Genomic DNA, 25,472 nt, shown 5'->3' with positions numbered 1-25,472 from the left:
TGGGGAAGAGCGTGATCGAGCGACGGAAGCTGCTGGGCCTGCTGGCCGCCGCGGGAACCACGACCCTGTCGTCCGCCGTTGCAGGCGGAGCCTGGGCGGACGCCGCGCGACCCCTGCTGGCGACCTTTCCGAAGCCGGACCGCGAGGTGCGCCTGCCGGTCCCCGGCGGTCGGGTCTATGTGCGGATCAACGGCGACCTCGATGCGGCCCTGGCGGGCGCCGCGCCGCCGCCGATCGTCATGGTCCATGGCGGGCCGGGCGGCACGCACTCGGGGTTCCTCGACGCCCTGGCGCTGGCGGACGAACGGGCGGTGATCCTCTACGACCAGCTCGACAGCGGCCTCTCCGATCATCCGATGGACCCGGCCAACTGGACCGTGGGCCGGTTCGTCGACGAACTGGAGGCCGTGCGCGAGGGCTTGAAGATCCCCCGCTGGCATGTGCTCGGCCACAGCTGGGGCGGCACGGTGGCCCTGGAGTACGGCGCGCGCCGCTTACAGGCCCTGGCCAGCCTGGTGCTGGCCAGTCCGCTGGTCTCGACCCGCAGCTGGATCGCCGACGCCAACCTGCTGCGCGGCGACCTGCCCGCGGCCGTGCAGGACCAGCTGGCCCGCTGCGAAGCAGCGCCGCCCTCGCCATCGGACAAGGCGTTCTCGGCGGCCTGCGATGCGGCGACCGACGCCTTCTACACCGCCTTCCTGACCCGCGAGCCGCCCTCGCCGGCGCACCGCGCCTACCGGCCTACAGGCGACCGGGGCTTCAATCCGGTGCTCTACAAGACGATGTGGGGCGCGACCGAGTTCTCGGCCACCGGCACGCTGAAGGCCTATGACGGCGAGCCCCTGCTCGACCGCCTGGACGGCCCGCGCACCCTTTTCATGGTCGGCCAGTACGACGAGGCTCGGCCGGCCACGACCATCGCCTTTTCCCGCCGGGCCAGGGGATCGGAACTGGCCGTCGTGCCCGGCGCCGGCCACGCGACCTTCACCGACCGGCCGGAAGAGACCGTGGCCGTGCTGCGCCAGTGGCTGCGGCGGCGCGACCGGCCGGACTGAGCGAAGTCCGGATGGCCGGTGTCCAGAAAAATACGCCTCTCCGCCTAACCATATTGAAATTCAACGCTGCCTTATGAGATCCTGAGAATAGGACGTGCGCGATAACGCGCGTTCAATTGGAAGCATTTTAAAAGGATACAATTCCATGAATACTTACGTTGTAAATCTATACTTCGCGAAAGACGGGGTTGGTGCGCCGGACAAGACGATTTCTGTCGATGCCGCTACGCCGGAGCAGGCGCTGGCCATCGCCTCCGCGCAGAATCCCGACTACCGCACGATCGCGTTGCCCTGACGGTTCATCGGTTGTCGTACGCCCCGCCATGGACTCCCAGTAAGGGCTTGGGCGGGGCGGAAGGGGGCGCGGGGGCCTGGCCGTCGTTCGCCTGCGGCCGGGCCAGGTCTACCGCCGCCTCTTGCGGGCGCCGGCCGCGGCGGTCTTCTTGCGGCTCCCCGGCTTGACCGCCTTGCCCTTGCCGGCCTTGCCCGAGCGGGCGGTCGTCTTGCCTTTGCCGCCGCCCTTCTTAGCGGCGGCGGCGCACTTGTCCTTGGCGGCTTTCAGGGCCTTGCCCTTCTTGCCCCTGGTCGAGCAGGGCGCGGCCCGGGCCGGAGCGGCCGAGGCGGTGCGCGCGGCGGTCGGCGCGGCGCGCGGCGGCCATATCACCGGTCCGCGCGCGGCCACGGCGTAGCCGGCCGGCAGGACCGGCGCGCCGGTGCGCTCGATGGCGATGCTGGTTGGGGCCGCGCCGTCCTGGGTCAGGCGACCACTCCAGGACCCGTCGGGACCGACGTTCAGCGCCAGGGTCGAGCCGACGCCCGCCCGGGGCATGAAACGCACGGCCGCGCCGCCGTAATAGGTGCGCTCGATGCTGTCGATCAGGCCGGTGGAGCCGACCGCGCCGGGGCGGCGCAGGTCGCGCCAGGCGCCCTCGACGGGTCCGTAGCCGCCGGCCGGATCGGCGATTTGCAGCGAATAGAGGGCCACGCCGTCGGCGTCGCGCAGGATCCAGCCGCCGTCCAGCGGGCCTTGCAGCCCTTGCGCGGCGGCGATCGAGCCCTTCACGCGCAGCTCATAGGCCTGCTCGACGCTCATCGCGCCGCCGGCTGTGGTCGGAGTCGCCGGTTCGGGCGCGGGGATCGGCAGGATGGTCGGCTTGTGGCGCGGCGCGGGCGCGGTGGGCGGCGCCTCGTCTTCCTCGTCGGTGGTCTGCGGGCCGCTGGCGGCGATCAGGTCGGCCAGGGGATCCGCGGCGGCTTGTGGCGCGGCGACCTGCGGAGCGGCGGGCCCGGAGCTGGGAGAGGGCGCGGCCTGGCCGCCGGCCGGCGGGGCGTCAACAAGCGGGATCGCCTGGGCCGGGGTCGAAGCGGACGGGTTGGTCGTCACCACCTCGGAAGCGGGCGCCTGGGCCAGGGCGGTGGCCGGAAACGACAGCAGGGCGGACAGGGAAACGGCGAGAAGGCGACGCATGAGGGTCCTTATCAGCCCGCCGTCTTCGCGGCGATGGCCTCGGAAACGGCGACCAGCCGCTGGGCCTGAACCAGGTGCAGCCGCTCGGCCATCCTGCCCTCGACCCGCAGGGCGCCCTTGCCGGCGTTCTCGGGCGCGGCGAAGGCGGCGATCACCGCCCGGCTCCAGGCGATCTCGTCGTCCGACGGCGAGAACGCGCGGTTGCAGATCTCCAGGTGCTTGGGATGGATCAGGGTCTTGCCGTCGAAGCCGAAATCGACGGCCTGGCCGCAGACGGCTTCCAGGGCGGCCAGATCCTCGATGTCGTTGTGCACCCCGTCGAGGATCGAGAGGCCGTGTCCGCGCGCGGCGGCGACCGCCAGCGACAGGATCGGCAGGAAGGCCTCGCGGCCCGGGGTCTGCCGCGCCCGCATCTCCTTGGCCAGATCGTTGACCCCCATCACCCAGGCCGAAAGCCGGGTGGTCTTTGCCGCCTCGCCGATCTCCCACAGGTGAAAGGCGGCCTTGGCGGTCTCGATCATGGTCCACAGCCGGGTGTGGATCGGAGCGGCGTGCAGGGCCGCCTCATAGGCGTGGACGTCGGCGGCGTCATTGACCTTGGGCACGAGCACCGCGTCGGGGCCGGCCTCGGCGGCGGCCTTCAGGTCGTCGGCCCCCCAGGGCGTGTCGAGGCCGTTGGTGCGGATGACGATCTCTCGCGGGCCGAAACCGCCGGCCTTCACCGCCGAGACGGCGGCCTCGCGGGCGGCCAGCTTCATCTCGGGGGCCACCGCGTCCTCCAGGTCGAGGATGATCACGTCGGCGTCGAGCGTGCGCGCCTTCTCCACGGCCTTGGCGTTGGAGGCGGGCATGTAGAGGGCGCTGCGGCGCGGCCGGGCGAGGTCGGTCATGGCGGGGATCATCCTGACGGGACAGCTACTGTAAAGCATCCGCCGCGTGGGACGGGAAGCGTCGATCTCGCGGCGGGCGAAGCCATGGCGGGAAAGGGGGAAACGGGGTTAAGCTGGCGCCATGACCACGCAACCGGCTCCTACGCGCTACGACGAAACGGCCCGCAACGTGCTGGGCGGGGAACTGATCCCCTGCTCGCTCGACCCGGTGACCGGCTTCTACCGCAACGGCTGCTGCGAAACGGGGCCGCACGATCTTGGCCTGCACACGGTCTGCGCCGTGATGACCGAAGAGTTCCTGGCCTTCTCCAAGGCCACCGGCAACGACCTGTCGACCCCGCGTCCGGAGTTCGCCTTCCGGGGGCTCAAGGTCGGCGACCGCTGGTGCCTTTGCGCCGGTCGCTGGCGCGAGGCGTTGGACGCCGGCATGGCCCCGCAGGTCATCCTCGAGGCCACCCACGAGGAGACCCTGGCCATCGTGTCGCTGGGGGTGCTGAAGGACCACGCGGCGGTCTGACCCGCGCAAGGCCGGAAGGATCCCGGATGGTCGGTTATGAACGCAGGCTGCTGGTGCTGGTGGGGGCGATCGCCCTGGCCTTCCTGCCGCTGCTGGCCGCCTCGCTGTTCTTCCTGGCCCGCTTCTCGGCCGTGCAGGACCAGTTGGACGCCGTCTATACCCGCACCGTGATCCTCGCTCATGACCTGCGCGGCGAGAAGATGCGCCAGAACTCGCTGGTGCCGGTCATCGTCATCAACGGCGACAAGACTTTGCTGGTCGAGCTGGAGCGCTCCAATCGCCGTTTCGACGCCATCGTCGGCGACCTGAAGGCGCTGGCCCGCGACGACGAGACGCGCGCGGCGCTGGACCAAGTTTCCACCCTGCAACGCCGGCTGCTGGTGTTGCAGAGGGCCGGCGTCGCCCGGCGCCTCGACGGCGGCACGATGAGCGGCGCCAACGCCTTTTTCCAGAACAACGCCGGTCCGCTGACCAGCAGCATCGACGCGGCGATCGACCGTTTCACGGAGAGGTCGGCGGCGCGCTACCAGGCCGAGCGAACCCATAACCAGGCTGTGGTGCGCGGCGTGTTCGGAGTGCTGGTGCTGGCCTCGCTCTGCGCCTTCGTGTTCTGCGCCTTCCTGGGCCGCCTGCTGCTGCGGCTGGTTGAGCAGAAGCGAGGCTACGACCGGGTCGCAGCCCGCCTGGCCGAGCGGGAGAAGGCGATCTCGCTGGCCCGCAAGGAGGCGGTCGAGGTGGTGGCCCACGACCTCAACAACCCCATCACCACCATCCTGTTCGCCAGCGAGAACCTCTTGGCCCAGCCCGGCGTCGAGCAGCAGCCCAAGGTGCGCTCGGGCGTCGAGGCCATCCTGCTGGCCACCGAGACCATGCGGCGGCTGATCCGCAACATCCTCGACCATTCCAAGATCGAGGCCGGCGGCCTGGTTCTGGCCAAGGAGACGGTCGACCTGCGCCGGCTGCTGGCGGACATCGCCGACCAGTTCGCCCTGTCGGCGGCCCGCAAGGGGCTGGACTTCGCCTACACCCCCGACGCGGCGCAGCCGCTGCTTGAGGCCGACGAGGGCCGCATCGGCCAGGTGGTGGCCAACCTTCTGTCGAACGCCATCAAGTTCACCGAGCCGGGCGGGACCGTGTCGCTGTCCAGCCGGGTGGCGGACGGGGCCGTGGTGGTCGAGGTGCGCGACACCGGCTGGGGCATGAGCCCCGAGCAGGCCGCCCGGGTCTTCGAGCGCCACTGGCAGGGCGAGGCCGCCGCCGCCCATGGCAACGGCCTTGGCCTGGCGATCAGCAAGGCCATCGTCGAGGCCCATGGCGGGCGCTTGGGCGTCGACAGCCGGCCGGGCGAAGGCTCGGCCTTCAGCGTGGTGCTGCCGCTGGCGGCCTGAGGTCCGGGCCGCTCAGCGCCGGGGCTTCAGCGCCCTGTCTTCAGTGTAAGGGCATGGTCTGAGGGGCCGCCGATCCGCACTTCGCCGGCGATGCCGGCGGCCGGTCCGCCCTCGCTCTTCACGTGCGAGCCGACGTAGCGGGCGACGAGCCCGTCCGCCCCGCAGCTAAGGCTGGTGAATTCGAGATGCAGCACCTCGCGGTCCGGCCAGCGACGGGCGACCTCGTCGTCGATCAGCCGGGCGACGTCGAGCACGCCGTCGGTCCGGGCGAACAGAACCTGGGCCTGGTCCTGCACCACGCCCCTGGCCTGGAACCAGATACGGTCGCCGCAGGTCTCGGACCGCCAGCCATGGCACACGCCGTCCATGATCATGGCGGGACGATCGAGCGACCGCCCTGCCCGGATCTCCGCGCAGCTTCCGTCGATCTCCTGCTCGATGCGGACATTGGTCCAGGCGTCGAGCGGCTCCGACGCCTGGGCGGAGGCGACGGCCAGGGCCAGAAGAAGGGCGGCGGAGGCGGACATGATCGAAGGGTGCGCCGTGATCGCCCGGCCCGCAACGCGGCTCGCGCGTCTATCCGATTTCGTCGTGCAGCCAGGTGCGGAAGGCGGCCATGGCCGCGCCGTCGGGGCGCGAATGCAGCCGTGTCAGCCAGTAGCGGCCGGTGACCACCTCGGCGGCGAAGGGGCGGACCAGGCGCTCGGCCGCCAGCTCGGGCGCAAACAGGGCGGCGGGAGCCAGGGCCACGCCCTGCCCGGCCACGGCGGCGGCGACCATCAGCACCGAGTTGTCGAACATCGGTCCGCGCAGCGGCGGGGCTTCGGCGCCGGCGGCGGCGAACCAGCGGGGCCACTCGTCGGCGCGATACGACCGCAGCAGGGTCTCGCGGGCCAGGTCGCCGGGGCTCGACAGCCGCTGCGCGATGGCGGGGGCGCACAGGGCCGTCAGCGGCGCGGTCAGGACCGGTTCGGCATGGACGCCGTGCCAGGCCCCGTCGCCGAAGCGAATAGCCAGGTCCAGGCCCTCGCCGGCCAGGTCGACGCGGTTGTTGTTGGTCATCACCCGCAGGTCGACCTCAGGACAGGCGCGGCGGAAGGCGTCCAGCCTGGGCAGCAGCCAACCTGTGGCGAACGATCCCACCACGCCCAGGGTCAGCACCTCGCGCAGGCGCCCGTCGCTGTAGCGGTCCAGCGTAGCGCCGATGCGGTCGAAGGCGTCGACCAGGACCGGGACCAGGGCCTGGCCCTCGTCGGTCAGGGCCAGGCCGCGCGGCAGGCGACGAAAGAGGGAGACGCCCAGGCGCGCCTCCAGCTGGGCGACCTGGTGGCTGACGGCGCCCTGGCTGACGCACAGCTCGACGGCGGCGCGGGTGAAGTTCAGGTGCCGGGCGGCGGCCTCGAAGGCGCGCAGGGCGTTGAGGGGAAGCTGGGCGCGATCCATGGCCAAGGCATGAACCAGCCTAATGGCTCCGTCCAGATATGATGCTTTGTCGCCGACCCTTGCGATCGGCAGGTTCGCCGCGCCAACCGAAGGGGAGAGCGGCATGAACACCAAGTGGATCGCGGGTCTGGGCGTGGCCGGAGCATTGATGGCGGTGAGTGGACCAGCGGCGGCGCATGATCCCCTGCTGGCACCGATCGAGCCGGCCTACGCGGCCCGCTGGCTGGGGAGCGAGGCGCCGATCAAGGTCTACGGCAATAGCTACGTTGTGGGCTTCTCGGGTCTTAGCGTCGGGCTGATCAGGACCAGCCAGGGCCTGATCCTGGTCGACGCCGCCCTGCCCCAGGCCGTGCCGGCCATCGAGGGCAACATCAAGGCGCTGGGTTTCAAGGTCACCGACATCAAGCTGATCCTCAGCACCGAGCCGCACTACGATCACGCCGGAGGCCTCGCCGCCCTGGCCCGCGACAGCGGCGCGACGGTGGTGGCCAGCGCCGCGGCCGCCGAGGCGCTACGGCGCGGCAGGCCGGGCGATGACGACCCCCAGCGCGCGGATCTCGTCCCCTTTCCGGCGGTGACGAAGCTGCGGGTGGTCAAGGACGGCGAGGTCATCCGGCTCGGCGACGTGGCCATCACCGCCCGCGCCACGCCGGGCCACACGGCCGGCAGCATGAGCTGGACCTGGACCTCGTGCGAGCGGCGCGACTGCAAGGCGGTGGTGTTCGGCTCCAGCCTCAATCCGGTGTCGTCCGACGGCTACCGGTTCTCGGACCCGAAGAACGCAGGCGTCGTGGCGAGCTTTCGCCGCAGCTTCGACGTGATGCGCGGCCTGAAGTGCGACGTGCTGATCAGCGCCCACCCCGACCAGTCGGGCGGCGACGAGCGGCTGGCGCGCGCCCGTCGGGCTGAGAAGCCCAACCCGTTCGTCGATCCCGGTGCCTGCCGAACCTATGCCGACCGCTACGCCGCGCGGCTGGACGCGCGCCTGGCCAAGGAGCGGGCGGGCGGCTAGTCGCCCCTATTCCAGCGGCTTCAGCTCGCCCAGCACCGTGGGGATCAGCTCCGACACCGTCGGATGGATCGGCACGGTGCGTTGCAGGACCGTGTAGGGCGCCTTGGCGTACATGACGTCCAGAACGCCGTGGATCGCCTCGTCGCCCGAGACGCCCAGGATGGCGGCGCCGAGGATTTGCCTGGTCTCGGCGTCGACCAGCACCTTCATGAAGCCTTTCGTCTCGCCCTTCTCGATGGCGCGGCCCACGCGGGTCATCGGGCGTGTCCCGACCAGGGCCGGGCGGCCCGAGCTGCGGACCTCGGCCTCGCTCATCCCCACCCGGCCCAGCGGCGGGTCGGTATAGAGGGCGTAGGCGGTCAGGCGGTCGGTGACCTTCCGAGGATCGTCATCCAGCAGGTTGGCGGCGATGATCTCGAAGTCGTTGTAGGCGGTGTGGGTGAAGGCCCCGCGCCCGTTGCAGTCGCCCATGGCCCAGATCGACGGGACGTTGGTGCGCAGGGTGTCGTCGACCGTGACATAGCCGCGCTTGTCGACGGCGACGCCGGCCGCCTCCAGCCCCAGGTCGTCGGTATTGGGTCTGCGGCCGACGGCCAGCAGGGCGTGCGAGCCCTTCACGGCCGGCTCGCCTTCCTGGCAGGAGACGTGGACGCAGGCGCCCTCTTCGCCCCTTTCCGTCTTGCAGGGCGAGAAGCTGATGCACTCGGCGTTCAGCCGCACCGTGACGCCCTCGGCCTCCAGGATCTCGCGAACGGCGTCGGAAACCTCCGGATCCTCGCGGCCGATCAGGCGGGGCCCCATCTCGACCACGGTCACCTGGGCGCCGAAGCGCCGGTACATCTGGGCGAACTCCAGCCCTATATAGCTGCCGCCGACGATCACCAGGTGCTCGGGCAGCACGTCCAGCTGCATCATGCCGACATTGGTGAGATACGAGATGTCGTTGACGCCGGGCATGTCCGGGACGTTGGCGCGGCCGCCGACATTGAGGAAGATCTTCGGGGCCTCCAGCACCTGGCCGTCGACCTCGACGGTGGTGGGCGAGGTCAGGCGGGCGTGGCCTTCGAAGACGGTCAGGCCGTCCATCCCCTTCAGCCATGTCTCGACATTGCCGCGGGCGTTGCGGACCACGGTCTGCTGGCGTTCCTTGACCGCCTTCATGTCGACGCCGACCGAGCCTTGCAGCACGACGCCGTAGTCGGCCGCCCGGCGGGCCAGGTGCGCGGCATAGGCGCTGGCCACCAGGGTCTTGGTCGGCATGCAGCCGGTGTTGACGCAGGTGCCGCCGAACAGCTTGCGCTCGACCAGGGCCACCTTCCAGCCGGCGGCGGTCAGGCGGCCGGCCAGCGAAGGCCCGGCCTGGCCGGCCCCGATGATGATGGCGTCGAAGGTCATGCTCACGAAACCGCCGAGACGATCAGATAGGCGCCGCCCAGTGCGATCACGTCTTCGACAAGAGCCGCGGGCGTGTCGCGCTTGAAGGCCTTGGCCAGGCGGCCGCGCAGCTCGGCGCCGCCCAGGGTGCCGATCACCGCGCCGATGACGCCCAGGATCGCCCCGACGATCCACGCGCCGCCGGCGAAGCCGATGGCCGCGCCCGAGAAGCCGCCGGCGACGATGCGCGCCCCGAACTGCGGCGGGACCTTGCGGCTGGGGGTCATCGGCAACTGGTCGGTTATCAGCTCGACCGCCGCCAGGGCGGTGAAGATCCAGGTGGCGATATTGCCGCCCAGCCAGGCCAGCGGCGTGCCGGCCAGCGGGATCCAGCCGAGATGCGCGCCCCAGGCGACGGCGGCGGGGGCGGTCATGGCCCGCAGGCCGGCGATCACGCCGATGAGCAGGGCGAGGACGTAGAGGGTCATGCGAGAACTCCCGAGCGTCGCCGCGATCAGGCGCGCTCCGGGAGCAAACCGCAAGAGGCGGGGTCGGGCTTGGATGTTCCGGCTGTGGTTCGCCCGATGGAACCGCCCCCTGTGGGGGGAGAAGCCGCGACGCCCAACCCTTCAGCGGAAGCTGAAAACGGCCCCCCACCGGCCTTCGGCCGCCTCCCCACGGGGGAGGATCTTCCGATCAGCCCTTCAGCGGGTACTCCCGCTCCAGCCGGTACACTGAGCCTTCCTTGGTCTGCCAGCTGGAATAGAGGCCGAAGCGATCGACGTGGAACGGCGGCGAATGCAGCAGGTTGTGGCGCTGGATCCAGGCGCCGACCTCGGGCGCGGTCGCGCGCTTCAGATAGGCCAGGGTGACATGCGGGTGGTAGGTCCGGGTCTCGGGCTTCAACTCGGCCTTGTGGGCGGCGCTTTCGTTGGCCTTCTGCAGGCGGCGCAGCAAGGGCTCGTCCTCGACCCCGGCCCAGACGGCGTGCATGTCGGCGCCTTCGCCGAAATGGCCGGCGCCCTTGAGCTCCAGGTCGAACGCCGGCGCCTCGATCTCAGCCAGCGCCTCGTCGAGGTCGGCGGCCACCGGTTCGGCGACGTCGCCGATGAAGCGCAGGGTGATGTGGAAGGCCTCCAGCGGCCGCCAGCGGGCGCCTTCGATGCCGGATTGTCGGGACTGGAGCGGCGCGCCGATCTCGGAGGGGATGGCGATCGCGGTGAACAGGCGGATCATGCCGCCAGCCTAGACGTCTTCCTGGCGGAGCTCAAAGCGTCTGGTCGGCCATGAGCGTCGCGGCCGGGTCGGCCACGGCGTCGGCCCGCTCCTTCTCCGACTTCGGGGTCGAGACCAGCGGCTTGGCCACGGCCAGGGCGCGGCGGTAGGCCTCGGTCAGGGCCGCGTCCGGGGCGGTGGCGACGTCGGGGACCACGCCGACGGCCTCCCATCCGGCGCCGGTCAGCGGATGCACGACCTGGCCGTTGGGCACGAAGACCACCAGGCCGAAGCCCAGCGGCGGCGAGGGGCGGTTGGCGGGATTGCCGCCGCCGCGGGTCTTCTCGCCGATCAGCACGGCGCGGCCGTTGGCCTTCAGGCTGTAGGCGAAGGCCTCTGCGGCCGAGAAGGTGCGGGCGGCGGTCAGCACGAAGACCGGTCTGTCGGCATAGAGCGGCGCGCCGGGCCCCTGGCGGACCTTCCGTTGTTGGACCTCGACGCGGCCGTCGCCTTGCGTCCAGCGGATGGTCTCCAGCACCAGGGGCGTCTTCGACAGGTGGCCCAGCAGGCGCTCGTCGGCCGCGCCGCCGCCGCCGGTGTTCTCGCGCAGATCGATGATCAGGGCGTCGGTGTCCTTCAGCAGGCCCAGGGCCGCGTCGACCATGTCCGCGCCGGCGTCCGTCTGTTCGAAATAGCGCAGCTTCAGATAGCCGATATTGGCCGGCAGGCGGCGGGCGGCCATCAGGCCGTAGGCCAGGCGCTGGTCCAGCAGGGCCTGTTCAGCGTCGGTCAGGGCGGCGGCCTTGGCGCTGGTGGTGGCCACAGACACCCGCAGGTGCAGATCGCCCGAGACGCCGACGGTGATGGCGCTGAGGGCCTCGGCCAGCTTGGCGCGGTCGCGGATCATGGCGAGCTGCGCGCGGCGGGCGCGCAGGGCGTCCTGCACGGCGATGGCTTTGCGCCGATCGAAATAGCCGTCGAGGCTGCGGCTCAGGGCCTCGATGACCTGGCCGGACTGAACGACATTGAGGGTCTCGCCATCCTCGGCGAAGGCGGGCGTCGCGGCCAGCAGGGCGATGGCGGCTGTGGCGGCGATCAGGCGGCGCATGGAAGGTCCCTCTTGAGCGGCGACCATGGGCCACGGCGAGCCGGCATGACGCCAGTTAAGCTTGCGTCATGACCCATTGTTCATCAGTCGGTGGCGGCTTGCTCGGACGGCAAATTGTCTGACAAATAGCGCCGTCCAGGAGGATCGGCGCCAAGGCCGGCCGGGGCGGGAGGCAGGCGATGACGGGACCCTCGATGGATCGGCGCGGGGTGCTGCTGGCGGGGATGGGCGCGAGCCTGGCGGCCGGCTCGAGCGCCGCGGCGGGGCCGGCGGCCAAGCCGGCGCTGCTGGCCCCGCGCCCGCCGATGGGCTGGAACAGCTGGAACAGCTTCGCCACCACGATCAACGAGGCCCAGGCGCTGGAGACGGCCAGGATCATGGCCGCCAAGCTGCTGCCGTTCGGCTACGACGTCTTCACGGTCGACATCCAGTGGTACGAGCCGCAAGCGGCCAGCTACGACTACAATCGCAACCCCCAGCCGGCGATGGACGGCCATGGCCGCCTTCTCCCCGCCCCCAATCGTTTCCCGTCCAGCGCCGGCGGCCTGGGCTTCAAGCCGCTGGCCGACCAGGTGCATGCGCTGGGCCTGAAGTTCGGGGTGCACCTGATGCGCGGCATCCCGCGCGCGGCGGTGAAGGCCAACCTGCCGGTGCTGGGAACCGGCGTCCGCGCCGCCGACGTCGCCGAGACCGCCAGCATCTGCTCCTGGAACCCCGACATGTACGGCGTCGACATGCGCAAGGCCGGGGCCCAGGCCTATTACGACAGCGTCTTCCACCTGTTCGCCCAATGGGGCGTCGACTTCGTGAAGATGGACGACATGAGTCGCCCCTACGACGCCCACGCCGCCGAGATCGAGGCGGCGCACAAGGCGATCAAGGCGTCCGGCCGGCCGATGATCCTCAGCCTGTCGCCGGGCGAGACGCCCGTGCCGCGCGCCGAGCACGTGCGCAGGTTCTCCCAGATGTGGCGCATCTCCGACGACTTCTGGGACGAGTGGTCGATGCTGGAGGCCCAGTTCACGCGGCTGGAGAACTGGAACGCCTTCCGCGCCCCAGGCGCCTGGCCCGACGCCGACATGCTGCCGCTGGGCCGGCTGGCCCTGGGCAAGCGCGACAGCAAGTTCACGCCCGATGAGCAGCAGACCCTGATGACCCTGTGGTCGATCGCCCGATCGCCGCTGATCATGGGCGGCGATCTGCGCCACCTGGACGACGCCACCCTCGCCCTGCTGACCAACCGGCAGGTGCTGGCGGTCAACCAGGCGAGCACCGGCAACCGGCCACACTTCGTGGAAGACGGGACACGGGTCTGGTCGGCGCGACCGGAGGGCAAGCCGGCCGAGCGCTACCTGGCGCTGTTCAACACGACGGGAAAGCCGAAGGCGGCGGGGATCGGGCTGCGCGAGATCGGTCTGGCCGGCGGCGTGTCGGCGCGCGACCTGTGGAGCGGGCAGGATCTTGAGCGAGTCGACGACCGCGTGGAGCGGATGCTGCCGCCGCACGGTTCGGCGCTGCTGCGACTGGCGGGGTGACTGGCTCGACGTTCGAGGTCGACAGCCGCCTTGCTAAAGTTAAGCTTGCGGTATGTTGCTTCGTTCCGTTCTGGCGCTCGGCGTCGCCCTGATTGCCGCTTCCGCCTGCAACGCGCGGGAAACCCCACGTATCGACCGCGCCGAATGGCGTAGCCTGCCCGACGCCAACAGTATGGCGAGGTACTATCCCGAGCGCGCCACCAAGGAGGGGATCGCGGGCAGGGCGGTGATCGATTGCCGACTGACCGCCGAAGGCCGGGCGGTCGACTGCAAGGTGGTTTCCGAAACGCCGGAAGGCTACGGCTTCGGCGAGGCCGCCGTGAAGATGAGCGTCATATTCGCCTTCGTGCCGCCCACGCGCGACGGCAGGCCCGTCGATGACGCCCGGCGGCTGATCCCGATCAGTTTCGCTGGCGCGCCGCAAGGCGGCTCCGCCATCCGCGCTTACCAGCCGACGCCCGACGGCAAGGCGATCGGCGAGGACGCCATCATGATCGTGCGGGTCAAGGAGGGTACGCCGCGCAACGGGTCCGACCGCTTCGCCTGTCCGGACGGCGAAGGCGAATGCGAGCCGCGCCTGGTGACGTGGCCCGTGCGCCCCGACCGCGAGCAGGCCCGGAGGATCCTGGCCGGCGTGGAAGCCCTTGCGAGCGTGACCAACATGAGCTGCGAAATCGCTTCGGACGGCGCGTTGAAGGGCTGCCGGACGACCGGCGAGGTTGGTCCGGAGGCCTCCAAGGCGGTTGCGGCGGCGATGACGGTCCTGCGCGCCCCGCTTCATAGCGACGACGGCCTTCCGACCGCGGGGAGCACGATGGCGATCCGCTGGAACTGGCCGGAACTGGTGAAGGGGATCGCGCTGAACCCCGAGGCGGCGCCTTAGTCCTCGTCGGACTGCGGGCCCTCGGGCTCGCCCACCATGTTCGGCGGGTCGGCGAGCACCAGGCGTTCGGCCAGCTTCACTTCTGGCGCGGCGGCGCGGGTGAAGGGCAGGTACCAGGTCTGGCCGCCGAGCGGAGGAATGATCTCGAGCAGGTCGCCGGCGCCGAAGTCCTGGACGCTCTTGATCTTGCCCAGGTCCTCGCCGGTGGCGATGTGGCGCACGGCCATGCCGATCAGGTCGGTGAGGTAGAATTCGTCTTCGTCCGGCTCGGGCAGGGCCGAGCGGGGGACGTAGAGCTTGAGGCCACGCAGGGCGTCGGCGGCTTCCTTGGTGGTGATCTCAGAGCAGCGGCAGATCAGGCCGTCCTTGACGGCGCGGGCCGAGCCGATGCTCAGCGCGGTCGAACCGTCCTGGCGCAGGAGCCGCTTGAAGCCCTTCAAGGCCAGCGGCTCTTCGGTATAGGTCGAGATCCGCACCTCGCCGCGCACGCCAAAGCCCCCGGCCACGCGGCCGACCAGGATCAACGGGTCATCGGGAGAGATGGGCATCGACTTGAGTCTTTCCGGACCAAGCCGGGGTCGTGGGTAGAGAAGAGAAAGGCGCCGCCCTCGCCAGGAGGGCGGCGCCGTATCCCTTAGCCTTCCGAAGCTTCTTCGGCGGCGGCCGGAGCTTCTTCAGCCGGAGCTTCTTCAGCGGCCGGAGCAGCAGCGGCTTCGGCGGCGGCCGCGGCGGCGGCTTCAGCGGCGGCCTTGGCGTCTTCCTTGGCTTGGGCTTCGGCGGCCAGGCGCTCTTCTTCGCGCTGGGCGCGCTCGGCGGTGCGTTCCTTGGCCTTCTTGCCCGGCTCGGCCTTCTGCGGGTTGTTGCCGGCGGTCCAGGCGCCAACGCCTTGGGCGGCCAGGAAGCGGGCGACGCGGTCGGTCGGCTGGGCGCCCTTCTTGAGCCACTCTTGGATCGACTCGAGCTTCAGGGTGACGCGCGCCGGGTCATCCTTCTTCAGGAGCGGGTTGTAGGTGCCGACCTTCTCGATGAAACGGCCATCGCGCGGCGAGTGGCTGTCAGCGACGACGATCGAGTAGTACGGGCGCTTCTTGGCGCCGCCACGGGCGAGACGGATCTTCAGCATTTTCGTTAGTCCTTGGATCTAAAGCTATTTTTTCTTGAACGGATTGAAGCCGGGCGGCAGGCCGCCCAGGCCGGAGAGCGGGTTGGCCCCGCCCCCGAGGCCCGGCAGACCGGGCAGCCCCGAAAGGCCTTGGCCTTCCGTCGCGTTGGGATCGCCGGCGGGCATCTTGCCGCCGCCGAGGGATTTCAGTCGGGCCATGTCGCCGCCGCCGAGCATGCCGGCCATGCGGGCCAGGCCCTTGCCGCCGTCCTTGCTCATCGACTTGAACATGTCGGCCATCTGGCGGTGCTGCTTGAGCAGGCGATTGACCTCGGCCACGTCGACGCCCGAACCGGCGGCGATGCGGCGCTTGCGCGAGGCCGCCAGGATGTCGGGCTTCTTGCGCTCTTCCTTGGTCATCGAGCTGATGATCGCCTGCTGGCGGCGGAAGATGCTGTCGTCGATGCCGCTTTCGGCGATCTGCTTCTTGACCTTCTGGACGCCCGGCAGGAGGCCCATGATGCCTTCCATGCCGCCCATCTTCTGCATCTGCGACAGCTGGGACGACAGGTCGTCGAGGTCGAACTTGCCCTTGGCCAGCTTGCGGGCCATGCGCTCGGCTTCGGCAGCGTCGAGGTCGGCGGCGGCCTTTTCGACCAGCGCGACGACGTCGCCCTGGCCCAGGATCCGGCCGGCGACGCGGCGGGCGTCGAAGACGTCGAGCTGGTCGATCTTTTCGCCGGCGCCGAGGAACTTGATCGGCAGGCCGGTGACGTGGCGCATCGACAGCGCCGCGCCGCCGCGGCCGTCGCCGTCGGCGCGGGTCAGGATCAGGCCGGTGAGCGGCAGGCGCTCGTGGAAGGCCTTGGCCGTGCGCACGGCGTCCTGGCCGGTCAGGCTGTCGGCGACCAGGATGGTCTCGGAGGGATTGGCGATGCGGGCGATTTCCGCCGCTTCGCTCATCATCGCTTCGTCCAGCGTGGTGCGGCCGGCGGTGTCGAGGATCAGGACGTCGTAGCCGCTGAGCCTTGCGGCGGTGAGAGCGCGCCTGGCGATGTCCGGCGCGCTCTGGCCGGCCACGATCGGCAGGCTCTCGACGCCGACCTGCTTGGCCAGGGTCGCCAGCTGCTCCATGGCCGCCGGGCGGCGGGTGTCGAGCGAGGCGACCAGCACCTTCTTGCGCTCGGTCTTCGACAGGCGCAGGGCAAGCTTGCCGGTGGTGGTGGTCTTGCCCGAGCCCTGCAGGCCGGCCATCAGGATGATGGTGGGCGGGTTAAGCGCGAGGTTCAGGCCGGTGGGGACGTCTCCGCCCAGCATCTCGACCAGGCCGTCATAGACGATCTTGACCACCTGGTCGGCCGGCTTGACCGAACGGATGACGGACTCGCCCGAGGCCTGTTCCTTGGCCTTGGAGATGAAGTCCTTGACGACCGGCAGGGCGACGTCGGCTTCCAGCAGGGCGACGCGGACTTCGCGCAGGGCCTCGTCGATGTCCTTTTCGGACAGCACGCCGCGACCGCCGAGGCGGTCGAAGACGCCTGAAAGTCGCTCTGTAAGGCCGTCGAACATGCGAAACCCACGTTGAATACAGTGACCAAACGCGATCAGCCCCCGTGGACGATCACGTCGACGGGGGTCCTCGCCGTCCTCGTCCGCATGGTGTCCCGGGCTACCGGGGCGGGGTCGTGACGGTGGAGGCGCTGCTGATAAAGCGCCGGAAGTGCGCGCTTATGCGGGAGCGCTGTGGAAAATGCAAGGATTTCGAGTCGCTTGGGCCCAGCTGGTCGAGGGGCTCGTCGAGGGGCGGGCGCCGGCGCGAAGCCCTTTGCCTTTCCGTCCGCGGAGGATTAAGGGCTTCATCGAACGCGTTCGACGGGATGCGGTCAGGGATTGGGGTCCCGTTTCTTCTGGTCTGATCGCAAGGACTCCATGTCGACCAAGCCTCTCATCGCCCTGCTGGCGGCGGCCGCCTGCGCCCTGCCCGCCGCGGCTCTCGCCCAGGCCCTGCCCTATAAGGCCATCGAAGCGCCCTCGACCTGGGAGGTCGATGTCGGCGGCGGGCCGGTCTACGGCTTTTCCCCCGGCGGCAAGGACCCGCACAAGACCAACTTCACCTTCTGGGGCAGCGCCCACTGGAAGGGGAAGATCTACGCCAACGGCCTGGACGGCCTGGGCTACAACGTCATCAACGACGAGACCCTGCACGTCGGCGCCCAGCTGCGCCCGCGCTGGGGTGGTCCAGACGACACCGACAGCGGCATCCAGAGCCCCGACACCGGCGCGGACCTGGCCGTCTACGCCTACAAGCGCACCTGGAAGGACTTCGTCGTCGGCGGCCGCATCGGTCGCGACGTGACCAGCGTCTCCGACGGCTGGGACTTCTGGGGCTCGGTGTCGCGCCAGGACGTGACGCCGGTGGGCCTGCTGCAGTCGATGGTCTATGCCCGCGGCGGCGACAAGAACACCAACCGCACCTTCTATGGCGTCACCGCCAAGGACGTGGCGGCCGTGCCGAGCCTGAACGAATACGATCCCAAGGGCGGGCTGAACCAGGTGGGCGTGGCCTTCCTGATGATGACCCCGATCGGCGACAAATACGCCATCGGCACGTTCGCCAACTACGAGCGCATCCTCGGCGAGGCCGCCGACAGCCCGCTGATCGAGCGCTATGGCCAGCAGGACGAGTACCGCGGCGGCCTGATCGTCGTGCGGCGGTTCATCGGGCGATAGTCCTTATCTTCCCGTCATTCCCGCCCTTGTGGCGGGAATGACGGGAGTAAAAGGCGTTCCACTAGCTTGGCGAGGTCACCGTCGCGCCGCCGGCCTTCAGCCGGTCCAGCACGCCGTTGCCGGGCAGCAGAAAGGCCAGGTCGACGACGGCGACGGTGACGCCAGGCCGCTCCAGCGCTTCGGACAGGGCCTTGGCCGACTGACCGATCTGTTCGTTCAGCAGACCCGCCCCGCCGGGCGCGCGCAACAGGCAGCGCTGGGCGGCGCTGGACGAGTAGCGGGCGCGCACCGAGGCGATGTCGCCGTTGGCCCAGTCGGTCCCCAGCGTGTTCCAGCGCGGGGCCTCGTAGTCGATCTCGTTGAGGGCGTCGCGCAGGCAAGCCAGATTGGCCTCTTCCGACAGCTTGCCGGCCGCGCCCAGCACCGGGCCCAGGCGATACTGGCTCATGGCCTTGACCTTGACGCCCTTGGCTTTCGCCATGCGCTCGATGGTGCTGACCGGCTTGGCTTCCGACAGACCGGCGGCCTGGCGGAAATCGGACAGCACGATGAAGCCCGCCACGGCCGGCTTCCAGTCCTTGTAGGGGATCGCGGTGCGGCGGGCCTGGGTGCGGGCCTTGACGAAGCGGTCCTTCAGGTCGGGCGGCAGCTGGTCTTCCAGCTTCTTGCCGAAGCCCTGGCGCACGCCGCCGCCGCCGGTCAGGAAGAACTTGGTCACCTGCATCGGCCCGACCGAAGCCTCGGGCGGCACCAACACGAGGCTGGCCTGGTCGAGGGCGCGGTTGAGGCGCGGGCTGTCCCACTTCAGCTGGTGCGGCAGGGGCGCGGCCGAGCCGAGCACATAGAGCTTGGCCCCGTTCTTCTCGACCAGCCACAGGGCCGGACCCGGCGGGCGGGCGACGACAAACAGTTCCTCGACCACGGCGCTGCCCGGATCGGCCGGTTGCAGCTCTACGGTCGGCGTCTGGGCCGCGACGGGAACGGCGAAGGCGAGCGCCAGGGCGGTGAGCGCCGCAAGGCGAGCGAGTCTCGAAACGGCCATGGGTGCTCCTCCTGCTTGCGGCCAGACATAGTGCGCGTCGGCGGATGGCGAAACGGGGGCGTGGCTTGCGCAAGTTCCCCGACGCATGGCTGTCTGCGGCGGCTGTCGGCGATGCAAGGAGGGGAAACATGCTCAAGCGGTGGATGGGAGCGGCCTGCGTGGCCGCCGTACTGGCCGGAACCTCGGTGTCGCCGGCCCTGGCCCAGGCGCCCGCGGCGACCGCCTCGGCCGGCGTCGCCTCGCCGGCGCTGAAGGCCCTGGTCGACGAGCACTGGGCCTGGTGGCTGAAGGGCGCGCCGTTGCAGGCCACCCTGCTGGGGGTGCGGACCTATGACGACCAGCTGGACGATCCGTCCCTGGCCTTCGCCGATCGCCGCGCCGCCGAGGCGCAAGCCTTTCTCACGCGGCTGGACGCCATTCCCGACGCCGGCCTCACCCAGCCCGACCGGGTCAACAAGGCCATACTGCACCGCATGCTCAGCGAGCAGGTCGAGGGCAATCGCTTTGGCCAGCGCACCATGCTGTTTTCCAGCATCGGCAGCTGGCACCAGTACTTCGCCGCCCTGCCCGACATGCTGCCGTTCTTCACCAAGGCCGACTACGACAGCTACCTGAAGCGGCTGGACCTCTATCCGGCCTATAACGCCGCCTCGATCGCCACGGTGCGCGAGGGCCTCTCCAAGGGCTACGTCCAGCCGTGCGCGCCGATGAAGGCGTTCGGGGCTACGATCACGGCGACCATCGCCAAGGATCCGGAGGCCTCGGCCTTCTACAAGCCGTTCAAGGGCAAGAAACCCGCGACGATCGCCGACGCCGACTGGACCGCCATGCAGGCCCGCGCCAAGGCGACCATCACCGGCAAGGTCAATCCCGCCTACCAGGCGCTGTCGGACTTCTACGAGAAGGACTACGCCCCCAGGTGCCGCAAGGACGTGGCCGCCGCCGCCCTGCCCCAGGGGCCGGCCTGGTACGCCTACCAGGTGCGGGTGATGACCACGACGACCAAGACCCCCGAGGAGATCCACCAGCTGGGCCTGTCGGAAGTGGCCCGCATCCGCGCCGAGATGGACGAGGTCGCCCGCAAGAGCGGCGTCGCGCCCGATCGCAAGGCGTTCATCGACAAGCTGCGCACCGACCCGAAATACTACGCCAAAACGCCGGCCGAGCTGATGCGCGAGGCGACGTTCCTGGCCAAGACCATCGACGGCTGGATGCCCAAGCTGTTCGCCACCCTGCCCCGCCTGCCCTATACCGTGCGCGAGATCCCGGCCGAGATCGCCGAGGGCAACACCACGGCCTACTACAACGCCGGCTTTGCCAGCACGGGCTCGCCCGGGGTCTATTTCGTCAACACCACCCATCTGGACCAGCGGCCGCTCTACGAGATGCCGGCCCTGACGGTGCACGAAGCGGTGCCCGGCCATCACCACCAGATCGCGCTCCAACAGGAGCTGGACCTGCCGGAGTTCCGCAAGAACGCGGCCTTCTTCACCGGCTTCGTCGAGGGCTGGGGGCTCTATTCCGAGCGCCTGGGCATCGAGATGGGCCTTTACGACACGCCCGAGAAGGACATGGGGCGGCTGTCCTACGAGATGTGGCGCGCCTGCCGACTGGTGGTCGACACCGGCATCCATTCCAAGGGCTGGACCCGCGACCAGGCCATCGCCTTCATGCTCGACAACACCGCCCTGTCGCGGACCAACATCGAGGCCGAGGTCGACCGCTACATCACCTGGCCCGGCCAGGCCCTGGCCTACAAGCTGGGCGAGCTTAAGATCCGCGAGCTGCGCACGCGGGCCGAGACGGCGCTGGGGCTCAAGTTCGACCTGCGCGGTTTCCACGACGCGGTGCTGAAGAACGGCTCTGTGCCGCTCGACGTGCTGGAGACCCAGGTCGACGCCTGGATCGCCAGCCAGAAGGCCGGCTAGGGCGTCATGCAGGCGGCCTCGACCACCGTGGCGTCCAGCGTCCCGGCGGCCGGGGCCTGCCAGTCCTGCTCGAAGCGATAGGCGTCCTCGGCGCCTTCGAGATTGTTGGCCGGATAGCGGAAGGCCGCGGCGTTGCGGAAGCGGTTCGCCGTGCAGTCGACCTCGACGAGCAGCCTTTCGGACAGGAAGGGCGGCGCGTCCGGCGCCTCGGCTTCGGTGCGCGGCTGGCGGAACTCGTGGCGGACCCAGACCTGACCCCGGGGTTTCAGGCCGTCGTTGCCCTTGGCGGTCTTGGCGAACATCAGCACCGCCCCGTCCTCGCCGGCGGCGAAGAACGGCCAGCCGTCGCCCCGCACCTTCTGGGCCCAGCGCGGCATGGCCTTGGCCTTTTCGCCGGGGGTGACGACGACGCCGTCGACGGCGGCCGCTGCGGGAGGGGCCTGGACGGGCGGCGAGGCGACGGGCTGGATAGCCAGCGACAGTCCCGCGGCGAGCATCAGGTCGGCGAGGGTCACCGGCGGCCTCCCATGTCGGACGCGGGGCGCCCTTTCCTTCGTTGCTGGTCACGGTAACATGGGTATCCGAGCGATCAACCGGCCGAGGGCTTGCCGATGACGATCAAGGCCGCCGCGCTGTCGATGCTGCTGCTCGCCGCCCTGGCCGGCGCGGCGCAGGCCGCCCCGACCCGCAAGGACAGCTGGGGCAAGTCGGGGATCAGCTACCTGAAGTACCGCACCGACGAGGCCGAGTGCCTGCACTATGTCGAGACCGCGGCCCCGGTGAAGCTGCCGCTGGTCGACGTGGTGTTCGAGATGGACATGGCTGTCGATCCGGCGGGCGGGCTCGACGCCATGTACGCCTATGCCGACCAGCAGAAGCTGCACATGAACCGCAACTGGCGCGAGGTGCGGCGGCAAGCGACCGGAGCGGTCGAGACCTGCCTGGCCCAGCGCGGCTACAGCCGTTTCAAGCTGACCAAGGCAGAACGCGAGGAACTGGAGGGCTTGCGCGTCGGCACGCCGGCGCGGCAGCTTTATCTGTGGCGGCTGGGATCCGAGCCGCGCTGAGGAGGCCGGTCGATGAGCCTGACCGAGATCGCCCGCTTCGCCGACCTCGTCGAGGCCCAGGTCGCCGCCTCGCGGCTGCGGGCCGAGGGCGTGCCGGTGCTGGTCCAGAACGAACACTGGGGCGCCAGCGACTATCTGATGACCATCGCCATGGGCGGCTTTCGGCTATGGACGCCCGATGTCGACGCCGATGAGGCCCGGCGCCTGATCGCCGACCTGCGGGGCGGCGAGGCGTTGGCCGAGACCCCGTCGTCCGGCGACGTGACCTCGACGGCCAAGGCCGGGGCGGCGCTGGCCCTGGCGGCGACCTTCGGGCCGACGGTCGCCCTGCTGCTCGGCGGCAAGGGCCGCGGTGGCTGGATGCGGTCGGTGGCGGTCGGGGTGGCGGGGCTGTGCCTGGCGGTCGGGCTGGCGGCCTGGGCCGCCGCCCTGTTTGGCTAGGGCGCCGGCGCCGGGGTCGCCTGCAGGCTCTCCGGATCGGCCTGTTTCTCGCCCAGCACCACCACGAAGCTGCCCGCGATGATCATCAGGCCGCCGATGGCCAGGGCCAGGGTCAGGTGGTCCCCGAACAGCAGGACGCCGATCGAGGCGCCCATCAGGGGCTCGATGTTGATGAACACCCCGGCGCTGGCGCTGCCCACGCGGGACGAGCCGTACTGCCAGGCGGCGGTGGCCAGCAGGGTCGACAGCACGCCCAGGCCCAGCACGCTGGTCCAGGCGATCGGCGACAGGTCGAGCTTGGGCGGGCCGTGCATGACCAGCGCGATCGGCAGCACGGTGAAGGCCGCGACGATCACCGTCACCGCCGGGATGGCCATCGGCGTCGGCGGCTTGGGCGCGCGTTTCAGCACCACCAGCCAGGCCAGGAAGATCAGCAGCGAGCCCAGCGACAGGGCCACGCCCAGCAGCGAGCCGGCGCCGTCTGGCTTGCCGGCGATCAGGGCCGCCCCGAGGGTGGCCGCGCCCACGCCCATCCAGGAGGCGCGGCTGACCTTCTCGCCCATGACCTTGGCGCAGACGGCGATCAGGGCCGGCATGGCCCCGACCAGCAGCGCCGCCAGGGTGACGCTGACATGGGCCAGGCCCTCAAACTGCACCATGAAGGCCACGCCGTAGAGCGCGCCCGAGGCCAGCATCACCGGCGACTTGAAGAGGGCGCGGGCCTCCTTGGTCCGCAGGGCGAAGGGGGCGGCGACCAAGGCGGCGACCACGAAGCGCAGCAGCACCATGTGGGCCGCGTCGGTCTCGCGCAGGATCAGCTTGCCCAGCGGAAAGCCGAGGCCCCACAGCGTGCCGGCGAGGATCAGGGCGAGGAAGGCGACGCGTTTCATGGGGGCCTCATGGCGTATCCGTGGCCGCCTGGCGAGAGGCGGCGCGGCCTCGATATCGCCCGGTTGCGTGTCAGGGGCTGTCAGCAGGGCCCGGCACAACATGAAATTTTCGAAAGACGGCGTGTCGAGGCCTTGGAGCAACAGGATCAAGTGCTTGATTTGCATGCACTTCGTATCAGCGCTCCTGGCAACGCTTCATTCGTGTAACATTGTTCACATCTTCAGACATTTTCGCGCCACAACCGCCCTCAACCTAGGCCGCAGTTCGTTTCCACCCCTTGCGATGGAGATCGCCATGCGTCTCGTCCTGAAGTCTCTCACCCTCGCCGCCGGCGCGGCCCTGGCGGCCGGCGTCGTCGCCGCCTCGGCCCAGCCCGCCGCTCCGCCGCCGCCGCCTGCGCCGCCGGAAGCGCCCGAGCCCCCGCCGCCTCCGCCGAGCTTCGACCACATGGTGTTCCGCGACCGCATCGGGCCGGTCCGCATGCACCAGGATCCGGAAGCCCGCGCCCAGCGCCTGCGCGACGTGCTGCAACTGACCGACCGCCAGGACGGCGCGCTGAAGGCCTACATCGCCGCCACGGGTCCGAAGGAACGCCCTGAGCCGAGGCCGGCTCGCGACGAAAGCGCCAAGGACAAGGCGCCGCCGACCGCGCTGGAACGCCTCGATGAGCAGGCCGACCGCATGGCCAAGGTCGCCGCCGACCTCAAGGGTCGCGCCGACGCCACCCGCAGCTTCTACAACGCCCTGACGCCCAGCCAGAAGAAGGCCTTCGACGCCCTCGGCCCGGAAGTGACCGGCGCCCCGAACGTCACCGTCCGCCGCTTCGAGACCCGGGGTCCCAAGCCCGGTTTCGGCGAACGCCGGGTGATCATCCAGCGCAAGTCGGGCTCGTAAGCGCGCGAGACGATTGCGGGCGTCCTCAGGCCGATCTAAGTCAAGGTCGATGGGCGCCCGCAACCACAACAAGAACCCGTTCGACTTCCTGGCCAACCCCGAGCGGTTCATGGCCTTTTCGCGCTGGGCCGCGCCCATGTTCGGCGCGATCGCCGGCGTGCTTGCGGTGGTCGGCCTGATCCTGACCTTCACGGTTCCCGAGGACTACCAGCAGGGCGATACGGTGCGGATGATGTTCATCCACGTGCCCGCGGCCGTGCTGGCGATGTTCGTCTATCTGTGCCTGGGGATCGCCAGCTTTCTCGCCCTGGTGTTCCGCCACGCCCTGGCCGACGCGGCCGCCCAGGCCTGCGCCCCGTTGGGCGCGGCCTTCACGGTGCTGGCCCTGGCCACGGGATCGCTGTGGGGCAAGCCGATGTGGGGGACCTGGTGGGTGTGGGACGCCCGCCTGACCTCGGTGCTGGTGCTGCTGCTGTTCTATCTCGGCTATCTGGCCCTGCGCGGCGCCATCGACGACGAGCAGAAGGCGGCCCGCGCCGCGGCGATCCTGGCCTTGGTCGGCGTCATCAACCTGCCGATCGTCAAGTTCTCGGTCGACTGGTGGAACAGCCTGCACCAGGGCTCCTCGACCTTGCTGGCCAAGCCGGAGAACCGACTGCCAGTCGTCTATGCCTGGCCGATGCTGCTGATGCAGCTGGCCTATCTGTCGGCGTTCGGGTCGCTGTGGCTGGTGCGGATCCGGGCCCTGGTCTGGCGGCGCAAGGCGCGCAGCCTGGCCCTGAAGGCGGCGGAGGCCTGATCGCGTGCAGTTCGATTTCGACGCCGGCAAGTACGCCGTCTATGTCTGGCCCGCCTTCGCCCTGACGGCGGCGGTGTTCGCCTGGATGATCGCCGACAGCCTTTCGGTCGCCCGCCGGTGGCGCGCCGAGGCCGAGCGTCGGCAAGCCGAAGCCAAGCAGGCTCGCCAGTGAAGCGCTGGCTGGCCTTCTCGCCGCTGATCGTGCTGGCGGCCCTGGCGGTGCTGTTCGCCGGCTACGCCCTCAAGCGCAATCCGCAGGTCAGCCCCGACGCGCTGGTCGGCAAGCCGGTTCCGGCCCTCTCCCTGCCCGACCTCGACAGCGGGTCGCCGACCCCGGTCCGCAGCGCCGGCGACGGGCCGATGCTGGTCAACTTCTTCGCCTCCTGGTGCGCGCCTTGCGAGGTGGAGCATCCGCAGCTGATGGCGCTTAAGGCGCGCGGCGTGCGGGTGGTCGGCGTCGCCTACAAGGACGCGCCGGCCAATACCGAGGCGTTCCTGGGGCGCTTGGGCGATCCGTTCGCCGCCCGCCTGGTCGATCGCGACGGCCGGGCCGGCGTGGAGTTCGGCGTCACCGGCGTGCCCGAGACCTTCGTGGTCGACGCGCAGGGCCAAGTGGTGGCCAAGCACACCGGGCCGATCACGCCGCAGGATCTGGACGCGCTCGTTTTCAAGCTGCGTTGAAGCGTCGCG

General features: G+C 70.2%; 29 protein-coding genes. 15 read left to right on the top strand and 14 right to left on the bottom strand.

Annotated features, from left to right (window positions below):
* Positions 1–11 precede the first annotated feature (11 nt).
* Positions 12–1,055, top strand: a complete 1,044-nt coding sequence (locus tag SGCZBJ_RS23730) for a proline iminopeptidase-family hydrolase (RefSeq protein WP_101720384.1) — start codon at positions 12–14, stop codon at positions 1,053–1,055.
* Positions 1,056–1,200: 145 nt separating this feature from the next.
* The gene (locus SGCZBJ_RS25820) at positions 1,201–1,350 is read left to right on the top strand and encodes a hypothetical protein (protein WP_165799425.1); all 150 of its coding nucleotides are present in this window, start codon (positions 1,201–1,203) and stop codon (positions 1,348–1,350) included.
* Positions 1,351–1,458: 108 nt separating this feature from the next.
* Here SGCZBJ_RS25820 and SGCZBJ_RS23725 read toward each other — a convergent pair whose 3' ends face one another.
* Together SGCZBJ_RS23725 and SGCZBJ_RS23720 are read right to left on the bottom strand one after the other, a co-directional pair.
* Positions 1,459–2,523, bottom strand: a complete 1,065-nt coding sequence (locus SGCZBJ_RS23725; RefSeq protein ID WP_101720383.1) for a hypothetical protein — start codon at positions 2,521–2,523, stop codon at positions 1,459–1,461.
* Positions 2,524–2,534: 11 nt separating this feature from the next.
* Positions 2,535–3,413, bottom strand: a complete 879-nt coding sequence (locus SGCZBJ_RS23720) for an HpcH/HpaI aldolase/citrate lyase family protein (protein ID WP_101720648.1) — start codon at positions 3,411–3,413, stop codon at positions 2,535–2,537.
* Between the two features lie 121 nt (positions 3,414–3,534).
* Here SGCZBJ_RS23720 and SGCZBJ_RS23715 point away from each other — a divergent pair, with 121 nt between their 5' ends.
* The gene (locus SGCZBJ_RS23715) at positions 3,535–3,930 is read left to right on the top strand and encodes a DUF2237 family protein (protein WP_101720382.1); all 396 of its coding nucleotides are present in this window, start codon (positions 3,535–3,537) and stop codon (positions 3,928–3,930) included.
* 26 nt (positions 3,931–3,956) lie between these two features.
* Positions 3,957–5,318, top strand: coding sequence for a sensor histidine kinase (locus SGCZBJ_RS23710; protein WP_101720381.1), 1,362 nt, complete (start codon positions 3,957–3,959; stop codon positions 5,316–5,318).
* A gap of 26 nt (positions 5,319–5,344) precedes the next feature.
* Here the strand turns inward: SGCZBJ_RS23710 and SGCZBJ_RS23705 are convergent, their stop codons facing one another.
* Positions 5,345–5,845, bottom strand: a complete 501-nt coding sequence (locus SGCZBJ_RS23705) for a hypothetical protein (RefSeq protein WP_101720380.1) — start codon at positions 5,843–5,845, stop codon at positions 5,345–5,347.
* A 49-nt stretch (positions 5,846–5,894) separates the two neighbouring features.
* The gene (locus SGCZBJ_RS23700; protein ID WP_101720379.1) at positions 5,895–6,761 is read right to left on the bottom strand and encodes a LysR family transcriptional regulator; all 867 of its coding nucleotides are present in this window, start codon (positions 6,759–6,761) and stop codon (positions 5,895–5,897) included.
* Positions 6,762–6,864: 103 nt separating this feature from the next.
* Here SGCZBJ_RS23700 and bla point away from each other — a divergent pair, with 103 nt between their 5' ends.
* Complete coding sequence (bla, locus tag SGCZBJ_RS23695) at positions 6,865–7,773, top strand: subclass B3 metallo-beta-lactamase (RefSeq protein WP_101720378.1); 909 nt, start codon at positions 6,865–6,867, stop codon at positions 7,771–7,773.
* A gap of 6 nt (positions 7,774–7,779) precedes the next feature.
* Here bla and SGCZBJ_RS23690 read toward each other — a convergent pair whose 3' ends face one another.
* The 4 genes from SGCZBJ_RS23690 to SGCZBJ_RS23675 form a co-directional block, all read right to left on the bottom strand.
* Positions 7,780–9,168 (bottom strand): FAD-containing oxidoreductase, encoded by a 1,389-nt coding sequence (locus SGCZBJ_RS23690; protein ID WP_101720377.1) that lies wholly within the window; start codon positions 9,166–9,168, stop codon positions 7,780–7,782.
* Positions 9,169–9,170: 2 nt separating this feature from the next.
* Entirely contained in the window at positions 9,171–9,635 is a 465-nt protein-coding gene (locus tag SGCZBJ_RS23685) for a DUF4126 family protein (protein ID WP_101720376.1), read from the bottom strand.
* Positions 9,636–9,843: 208 nt separating this feature from the next.
* Positions 9,844–10,383 (bottom strand): RNA 2',3'-cyclic phosphodiesterase, encoded by a 540-nt coding sequence (gene thpR / locus SGCZBJ_RS23680; protein ID WP_101720375.1) that lies wholly within the window; start codon positions 10,381–10,383, stop codon positions 9,844–9,846.
* A gap of 31 nt (positions 10,384–10,414) precedes the next feature.
* Positions 10,415–11,470 carry a S41 family peptidase gene (locus SGCZBJ_RS23675; RefSeq protein WP_165799424.1) on the bottom strand — a complete coding sequence of 352 codons (1,056 nt, stop codon included), beginning with the start codon at positions 11,468–11,470 and terminating at the stop codon, positions 10,415–10,417.
* 179 nt (positions 11,471–11,649) lie between these two features.
* Between SGCZBJ_RS23675 and SGCZBJ_RS23670 the strand changes: the two genes are divergently transcribed.
* A complete protein-coding gene (locus SGCZBJ_RS23670) occupies positions 11,650–13,005 on the top strand; it encodes a glycoside hydrolase family 27 protein (RefSeq protein WP_101720373.1) in 1,356 nt (451 codons plus the stop codon).
* Positions 13,006–13,057: 52 nt separating this feature from the next.
* A complete protein-coding gene (locus SGCZBJ_RS23665) occupies positions 13,058–13,888 on the top strand; it encodes a TonB family protein (RefSeq protein WP_101720372.1) in 831 nt (276 codons plus the stop codon).
* Here the strand turns inward: SGCZBJ_RS23665 and rimM are convergent.
* From rimM to ffh, 3 genes are all read right to left on the bottom strand, one after another.
* The gene (gene rimM / locus SGCZBJ_RS23660) at positions 13,885–14,436 is read right to left on the bottom strand and encodes a ribosome maturation factor RimM (protein ID WP_101720371.1); all 552 of its coding nucleotides are present in this window, start codon (positions 14,434–14,436) and stop codon (positions 13,885–13,887) included. The two genes, SGCZBJ_RS23665 and rimM, sit on opposite strands and share 4 nt — an antisense overlap.
* An 86-nt stretch (positions 14,437–14,522) precedes the next feature.
* Positions 14,523–15,011 carry a 30S ribosomal protein S16 gene (rpsP, locus tag SGCZBJ_RS23655; RefSeq protein ID WP_101720370.1) on the bottom strand — a complete coding sequence of 163 codons (489 nt, stop codon included), beginning with the start codon at positions 15,009–15,011 and terminating at the stop codon, positions 14,523–14,525.
* A gap of 24 nt (positions 15,012–15,035) precedes the next feature.
* Complete coding sequence (ffh, locus tag SGCZBJ_RS23650) at positions 15,036–16,559, bottom strand: signal recognition particle protein (RefSeq protein ID WP_101720369.1); 1,524 nt, start codon at positions 16,557–16,559, stop codon at positions 15,036–15,038.
* A 360-nt stretch (positions 16,560–16,919) separates the two neighbouring features.
* Between ffh and SGCZBJ_RS23645 the strand changes: the two genes are divergently transcribed.
* On the top strand, positions 16,920–17,720 hold the full coding sequence (locus SGCZBJ_RS23645) for a MipA/OmpV family protein (protein ID WP_101720368.1): 801 nt from the start codon (positions 16,920–16,922) through the stop codon (positions 17,718–17,720).
* A 61-nt stretch (positions 17,721–17,781) separates the two neighbouring features.
* On the opposite strand, the gene SGCZBJ_RS23640 is transcribed toward SGCZBJ_RS23645, so the two are convergent.
* Entirely contained in the window at positions 17,782–18,762 is a 981-nt protein-coding gene (locus SGCZBJ_RS23640; RefSeq protein ID WP_101720367.1) for a TraB/GumN family protein, read from the bottom strand.
* A gap of 128 nt (positions 18,763–18,890) precedes the next feature.
* Here SGCZBJ_RS23640 and SGCZBJ_RS23635 point away from each other — a divergent pair, with 128 nt between their 5' ends.
* Complete coding sequence (locus SGCZBJ_RS23635; RefSeq protein WP_240621625.1) at positions 18,891–20,690, top strand: DUF885 domain-containing protein; 1,800 nt, start codon at positions 18,891–18,893, stop codon at positions 20,688–20,690.
* On the opposite strand, the gene SGCZBJ_RS23630 is transcribed toward SGCZBJ_RS23635, so the two are convergent.
* Positions 20,687–21,205, bottom strand: coding sequence for a surface-adhesin E family protein (locus tag SGCZBJ_RS23630; RefSeq protein ID WP_240621624.1), 519 nt, complete (start codon positions 21,203–21,205; stop codon positions 20,687–20,689). The two genes, SGCZBJ_RS23635 and SGCZBJ_RS23630, sit on opposite strands and share 4 nt — an antisense overlap.
* Before the next feature lie 96 nt (positions 21,206–21,301).
* Here SGCZBJ_RS23630 and SGCZBJ_RS23625 point away from each other — a divergent pair, with 96 nt between their 5' ends.
* On the top strand, positions 21,302–21,757 hold the full coding sequence (locus tag SGCZBJ_RS23625) for a hypothetical protein (protein WP_101720366.1): 456 nt from the start codon (positions 21,302–21,304) through the stop codon (positions 21,755–21,757).
* A gap of 12 nt (positions 21,758–21,769) precedes the next feature.
* A complete protein-coding gene (locus SGCZBJ_RS23620; RefSeq protein WP_101720365.1) occupies positions 21,770–22,198 on the top strand; it encodes a putative signal transducing protein in 429 nt (142 codons plus the stop codon).
* Here the strand turns inward: SGCZBJ_RS23620 and SGCZBJ_RS23615 are convergent.
* On the bottom strand, positions 22,195–23,088 hold the full coding sequence (locus SGCZBJ_RS23615) for a DMT family transporter (protein ID WP_101720364.1): 894 nt from the start codon (positions 23,086–23,088) through the stop codon (positions 22,195–22,197). The genes SGCZBJ_RS23620 and SGCZBJ_RS23615 overlap by 4 nt on opposite strands.
* A gap of 295 nt (positions 23,089–23,383) precedes the next feature.
* Here SGCZBJ_RS23615 and SGCZBJ_RS23610 point away from each other — a divergent pair, with 295 nt between their 5' ends.
* Genes SGCZBJ_RS23610 through SGCZBJ_RS23595 form a run of 4 tightly spaced genes read left to right on the top strand, consistent with a single transcriptional unit; the run spans position 23,384 to position 25,463 of the window.
* Positions 23,384–23,983, top strand: coding sequence for a Spy/CpxP family protein refolding chaperone (locus SGCZBJ_RS23610; RefSeq protein WP_101720645.1), 600 nt, complete (start codon positions 23,384–23,386; stop codon positions 23,981–23,983).
* 49 nt (positions 23,984–24,032) lie between these two features.
* Positions 24,033–24,782 (top strand): heme ABC transporter permease CcmC, encoded by a 750-nt coding sequence (gene ccmC / locus SGCZBJ_RS23605; RefSeq protein WP_101720363.1) that lies wholly within the window; start codon positions 24,033–24,035, stop codon positions 24,780–24,782.
* Positions 24,783–24,786: 4 nt separating this feature from the next.
* Entirely contained in the window at positions 24,787–24,954 is a 168-nt protein-coding gene (ccmD, locus tag SGCZBJ_RS23600) for a heme exporter protein CcmD (protein WP_101720362.1), read from the top strand.
* Entirely contained in the window at positions 24,951–25,463 is a 513-nt protein-coding gene (locus SGCZBJ_RS23595; protein ID WP_101720361.1) for a DsbE family thiol:disulfide interchange protein, read from the top strand. The genes ccmD and SGCZBJ_RS23595 overlap by 4 nt, the downstream gene beginning before the upstream one ends.
* The last annotated feature ends 9 nt before the right edge of the window (positions 25,464–25,472 follow it).

Origin of the sequence: Caulobacter zeae, from assembly GCF_002858925.1 — a bacterium.
Taxonomy (GTDB): Bacteria; Pseudomonadota; Alphaproteobacteria; order Caulobacterales; family Caulobacteraceae; genus Caulobacter; species Caulobacter zeae.
Note: the sequence above shows the minus strand (reverse complement) of the source record. Positions and strands in the feature narration are given on the sequence as shown.

Bases quoted from the DNA above. Each gene is read 5' to 3' on its own strand.
- SGCZBJ_RS23675 (WP_165799424.1), bottom strand. From the start codon at position 11,470: ATGCGCCGCCTGATCGCCGCCACAGCCGCCATCGCCCTGCTGGCCGCG.
- thpR (WP_101720375.1), bottom strand. From the start codon at position 10,383: ATGATCCGCCTGTTCACCGCGATCGCCATCCCCTCCGAGATCGGCGCG.
- ccmC (WP_101720363.1), top strand. From the start codon at position 24,033: ATGGGCGCCCGCAACCACAACAAGAACCCGTTCGACTTCCTGGCCAAC.
- SGCZBJ_RS25820 (WP_165799425.1), top strand. From the start codon at position 1,201: ATGAATACTTACGTTGTAAATCTATACTTCGCGAAAGACGGGGTTGGT.
- SGCZBJ_RS23640 (WP_101720367.1), bottom strand. From the start codon at position 18,762: ATGGCCGTTTCGAGACTCGCTCGCCTTGCGGCGCTCACCGCCCTGGCG.
- SGCZBJ_RS23670 (WP_101720373.1), top strand. From the start codon at position 11,650: ATGACGGGACCCTCGATGGATCGGCGCGGGGTGCTGCTGGCGGGGATG.
- SGCZBJ_RS23715 (WP_101720382.1), top strand. From the start codon at position 3,535: ATGACCACGCAACCGGCTCCTACGCGCTACGACGAAACGGCCCGCAAC.
- ffh (WP_101720369.1), bottom strand. From the start codon at position 16,559: ATGTTCGACGGCCTTACAGAGCGACTTTCAGGCGTCTTCGACCGCCTC.
- SGCZBJ_RS23620 (WP_101720365.1), top strand. From the start codon at position 21,770: ATGAGCCTGACCGAGATCGCCCGCTTCGCCGACCTCGTCGAGGCCCAG.
- SGCZBJ_RS23705 (WP_101720380.1), bottom strand. From the start codon at position 5,845: ATGTCCGCCTCCGCCGCCCTTCTTCTGGCCCTGGCCGTCGCCTCCGCC.
- SGCZBJ_RS23690 (WP_101720377.1), bottom strand. From the start codon at position 9,168: ATGACCTTCGACGCCATCATCATCGGGGCCGGCCAGGCCGGGCCTTCG.
- SGCZBJ_RS23610 (WP_101720645.1), top strand. From the start codon at position 23,384: ATGCGTCTCGTCCTGAAGTCTCTCACCCTCGCCGCCGGCGCGGCCCTG.
- SGCZBJ_RS23725 (WP_101720383.1), bottom strand. From the start codon at position 2,523: ATGCGTCGCCTTCTCGCCGTTTCCCTGTCCGCCCTGCTGTCGTTTCCG.
- SGCZBJ_RS23720 (WP_101720648.1), bottom strand. From the start codon at position 3,413: ATGACCGACCTCGCCCGGCCGCGCCGCAGCGCCCTCTACATGCCCGCC.
- SGCZBJ_RS23665 (WP_101720372.1), top strand. From the start codon at position 13,058: ATGTTGCTTCGTTCCGTTCTGGCGCTCGGCGTCGCCCTGATTGCCGCT.
- SGCZBJ_RS23625 (WP_101720366.1), top strand. From the start codon at position 21,302: ATGACGATCAAGGCCGCCGCGCTGTCGATGCTGCTGCTCGCCGCCCTG.
- SGCZBJ_RS23685 (WP_101720376.1), bottom strand. From the start codon at position 9,635: ATGACCCTCTACGTCCTCGCCCTGCTCATCGGCGTGATCGCCGGCCTG.
- SGCZBJ_RS23710 (WP_101720381.1), top strand. From the start codon at position 3,957: ATGGTCGGTTATGAACGCAGGCTGCTGGTGCTGGTGGGGGCGATCGCC.
- SGCZBJ_RS23645 (WP_101720368.1), top strand. From the start codon at position 16,920: ATGTCGACCAAGCCTCTCATCGCCCTGCTGGCGGCGGCCGCCTGCGCC.
- SGCZBJ_RS23615 (WP_101720364.1), bottom strand. From the start codon at position 23,088: ATGAAACGCGTCGCCTTCCTCGCCCTGATCCTCGCCGGCACGCTGTGG.
- SGCZBJ_RS23700 (WP_101720379.1), bottom strand. From the start codon at position 6,761: ATGGATCGCGCCCAGCTTCCCCTCAACGCCCTGCGCGCCTTCGAGGCC.
- rimM (WP_101720371.1), bottom strand. From the start codon at position 14,436: ATGCCCATCTCTCCCGATGACCCGTTGATCCTGGTCGGCCGCGTGGCC.
- SGCZBJ_RS23635 (WP_240621625.1), top strand. From the start codon at position 18,891: ATGCTCAAGCGGTGGATGGGAGCGGCCTGCGTGGCCGCCGTACTGGCC.
- rpsP (WP_101720370.1), bottom strand. From the start codon at position 15,011: ATGCTGAAGATCCGTCTCGCCCGTGGCGGCGCCAAGAAGCGCCCGTAC.
- bla (WP_101720378.1), top strand. From the start codon at position 6,865: ATGAACACCAAGTGGATCGCGGGTCTGGGCGTGGCCGGAGCATTGATG.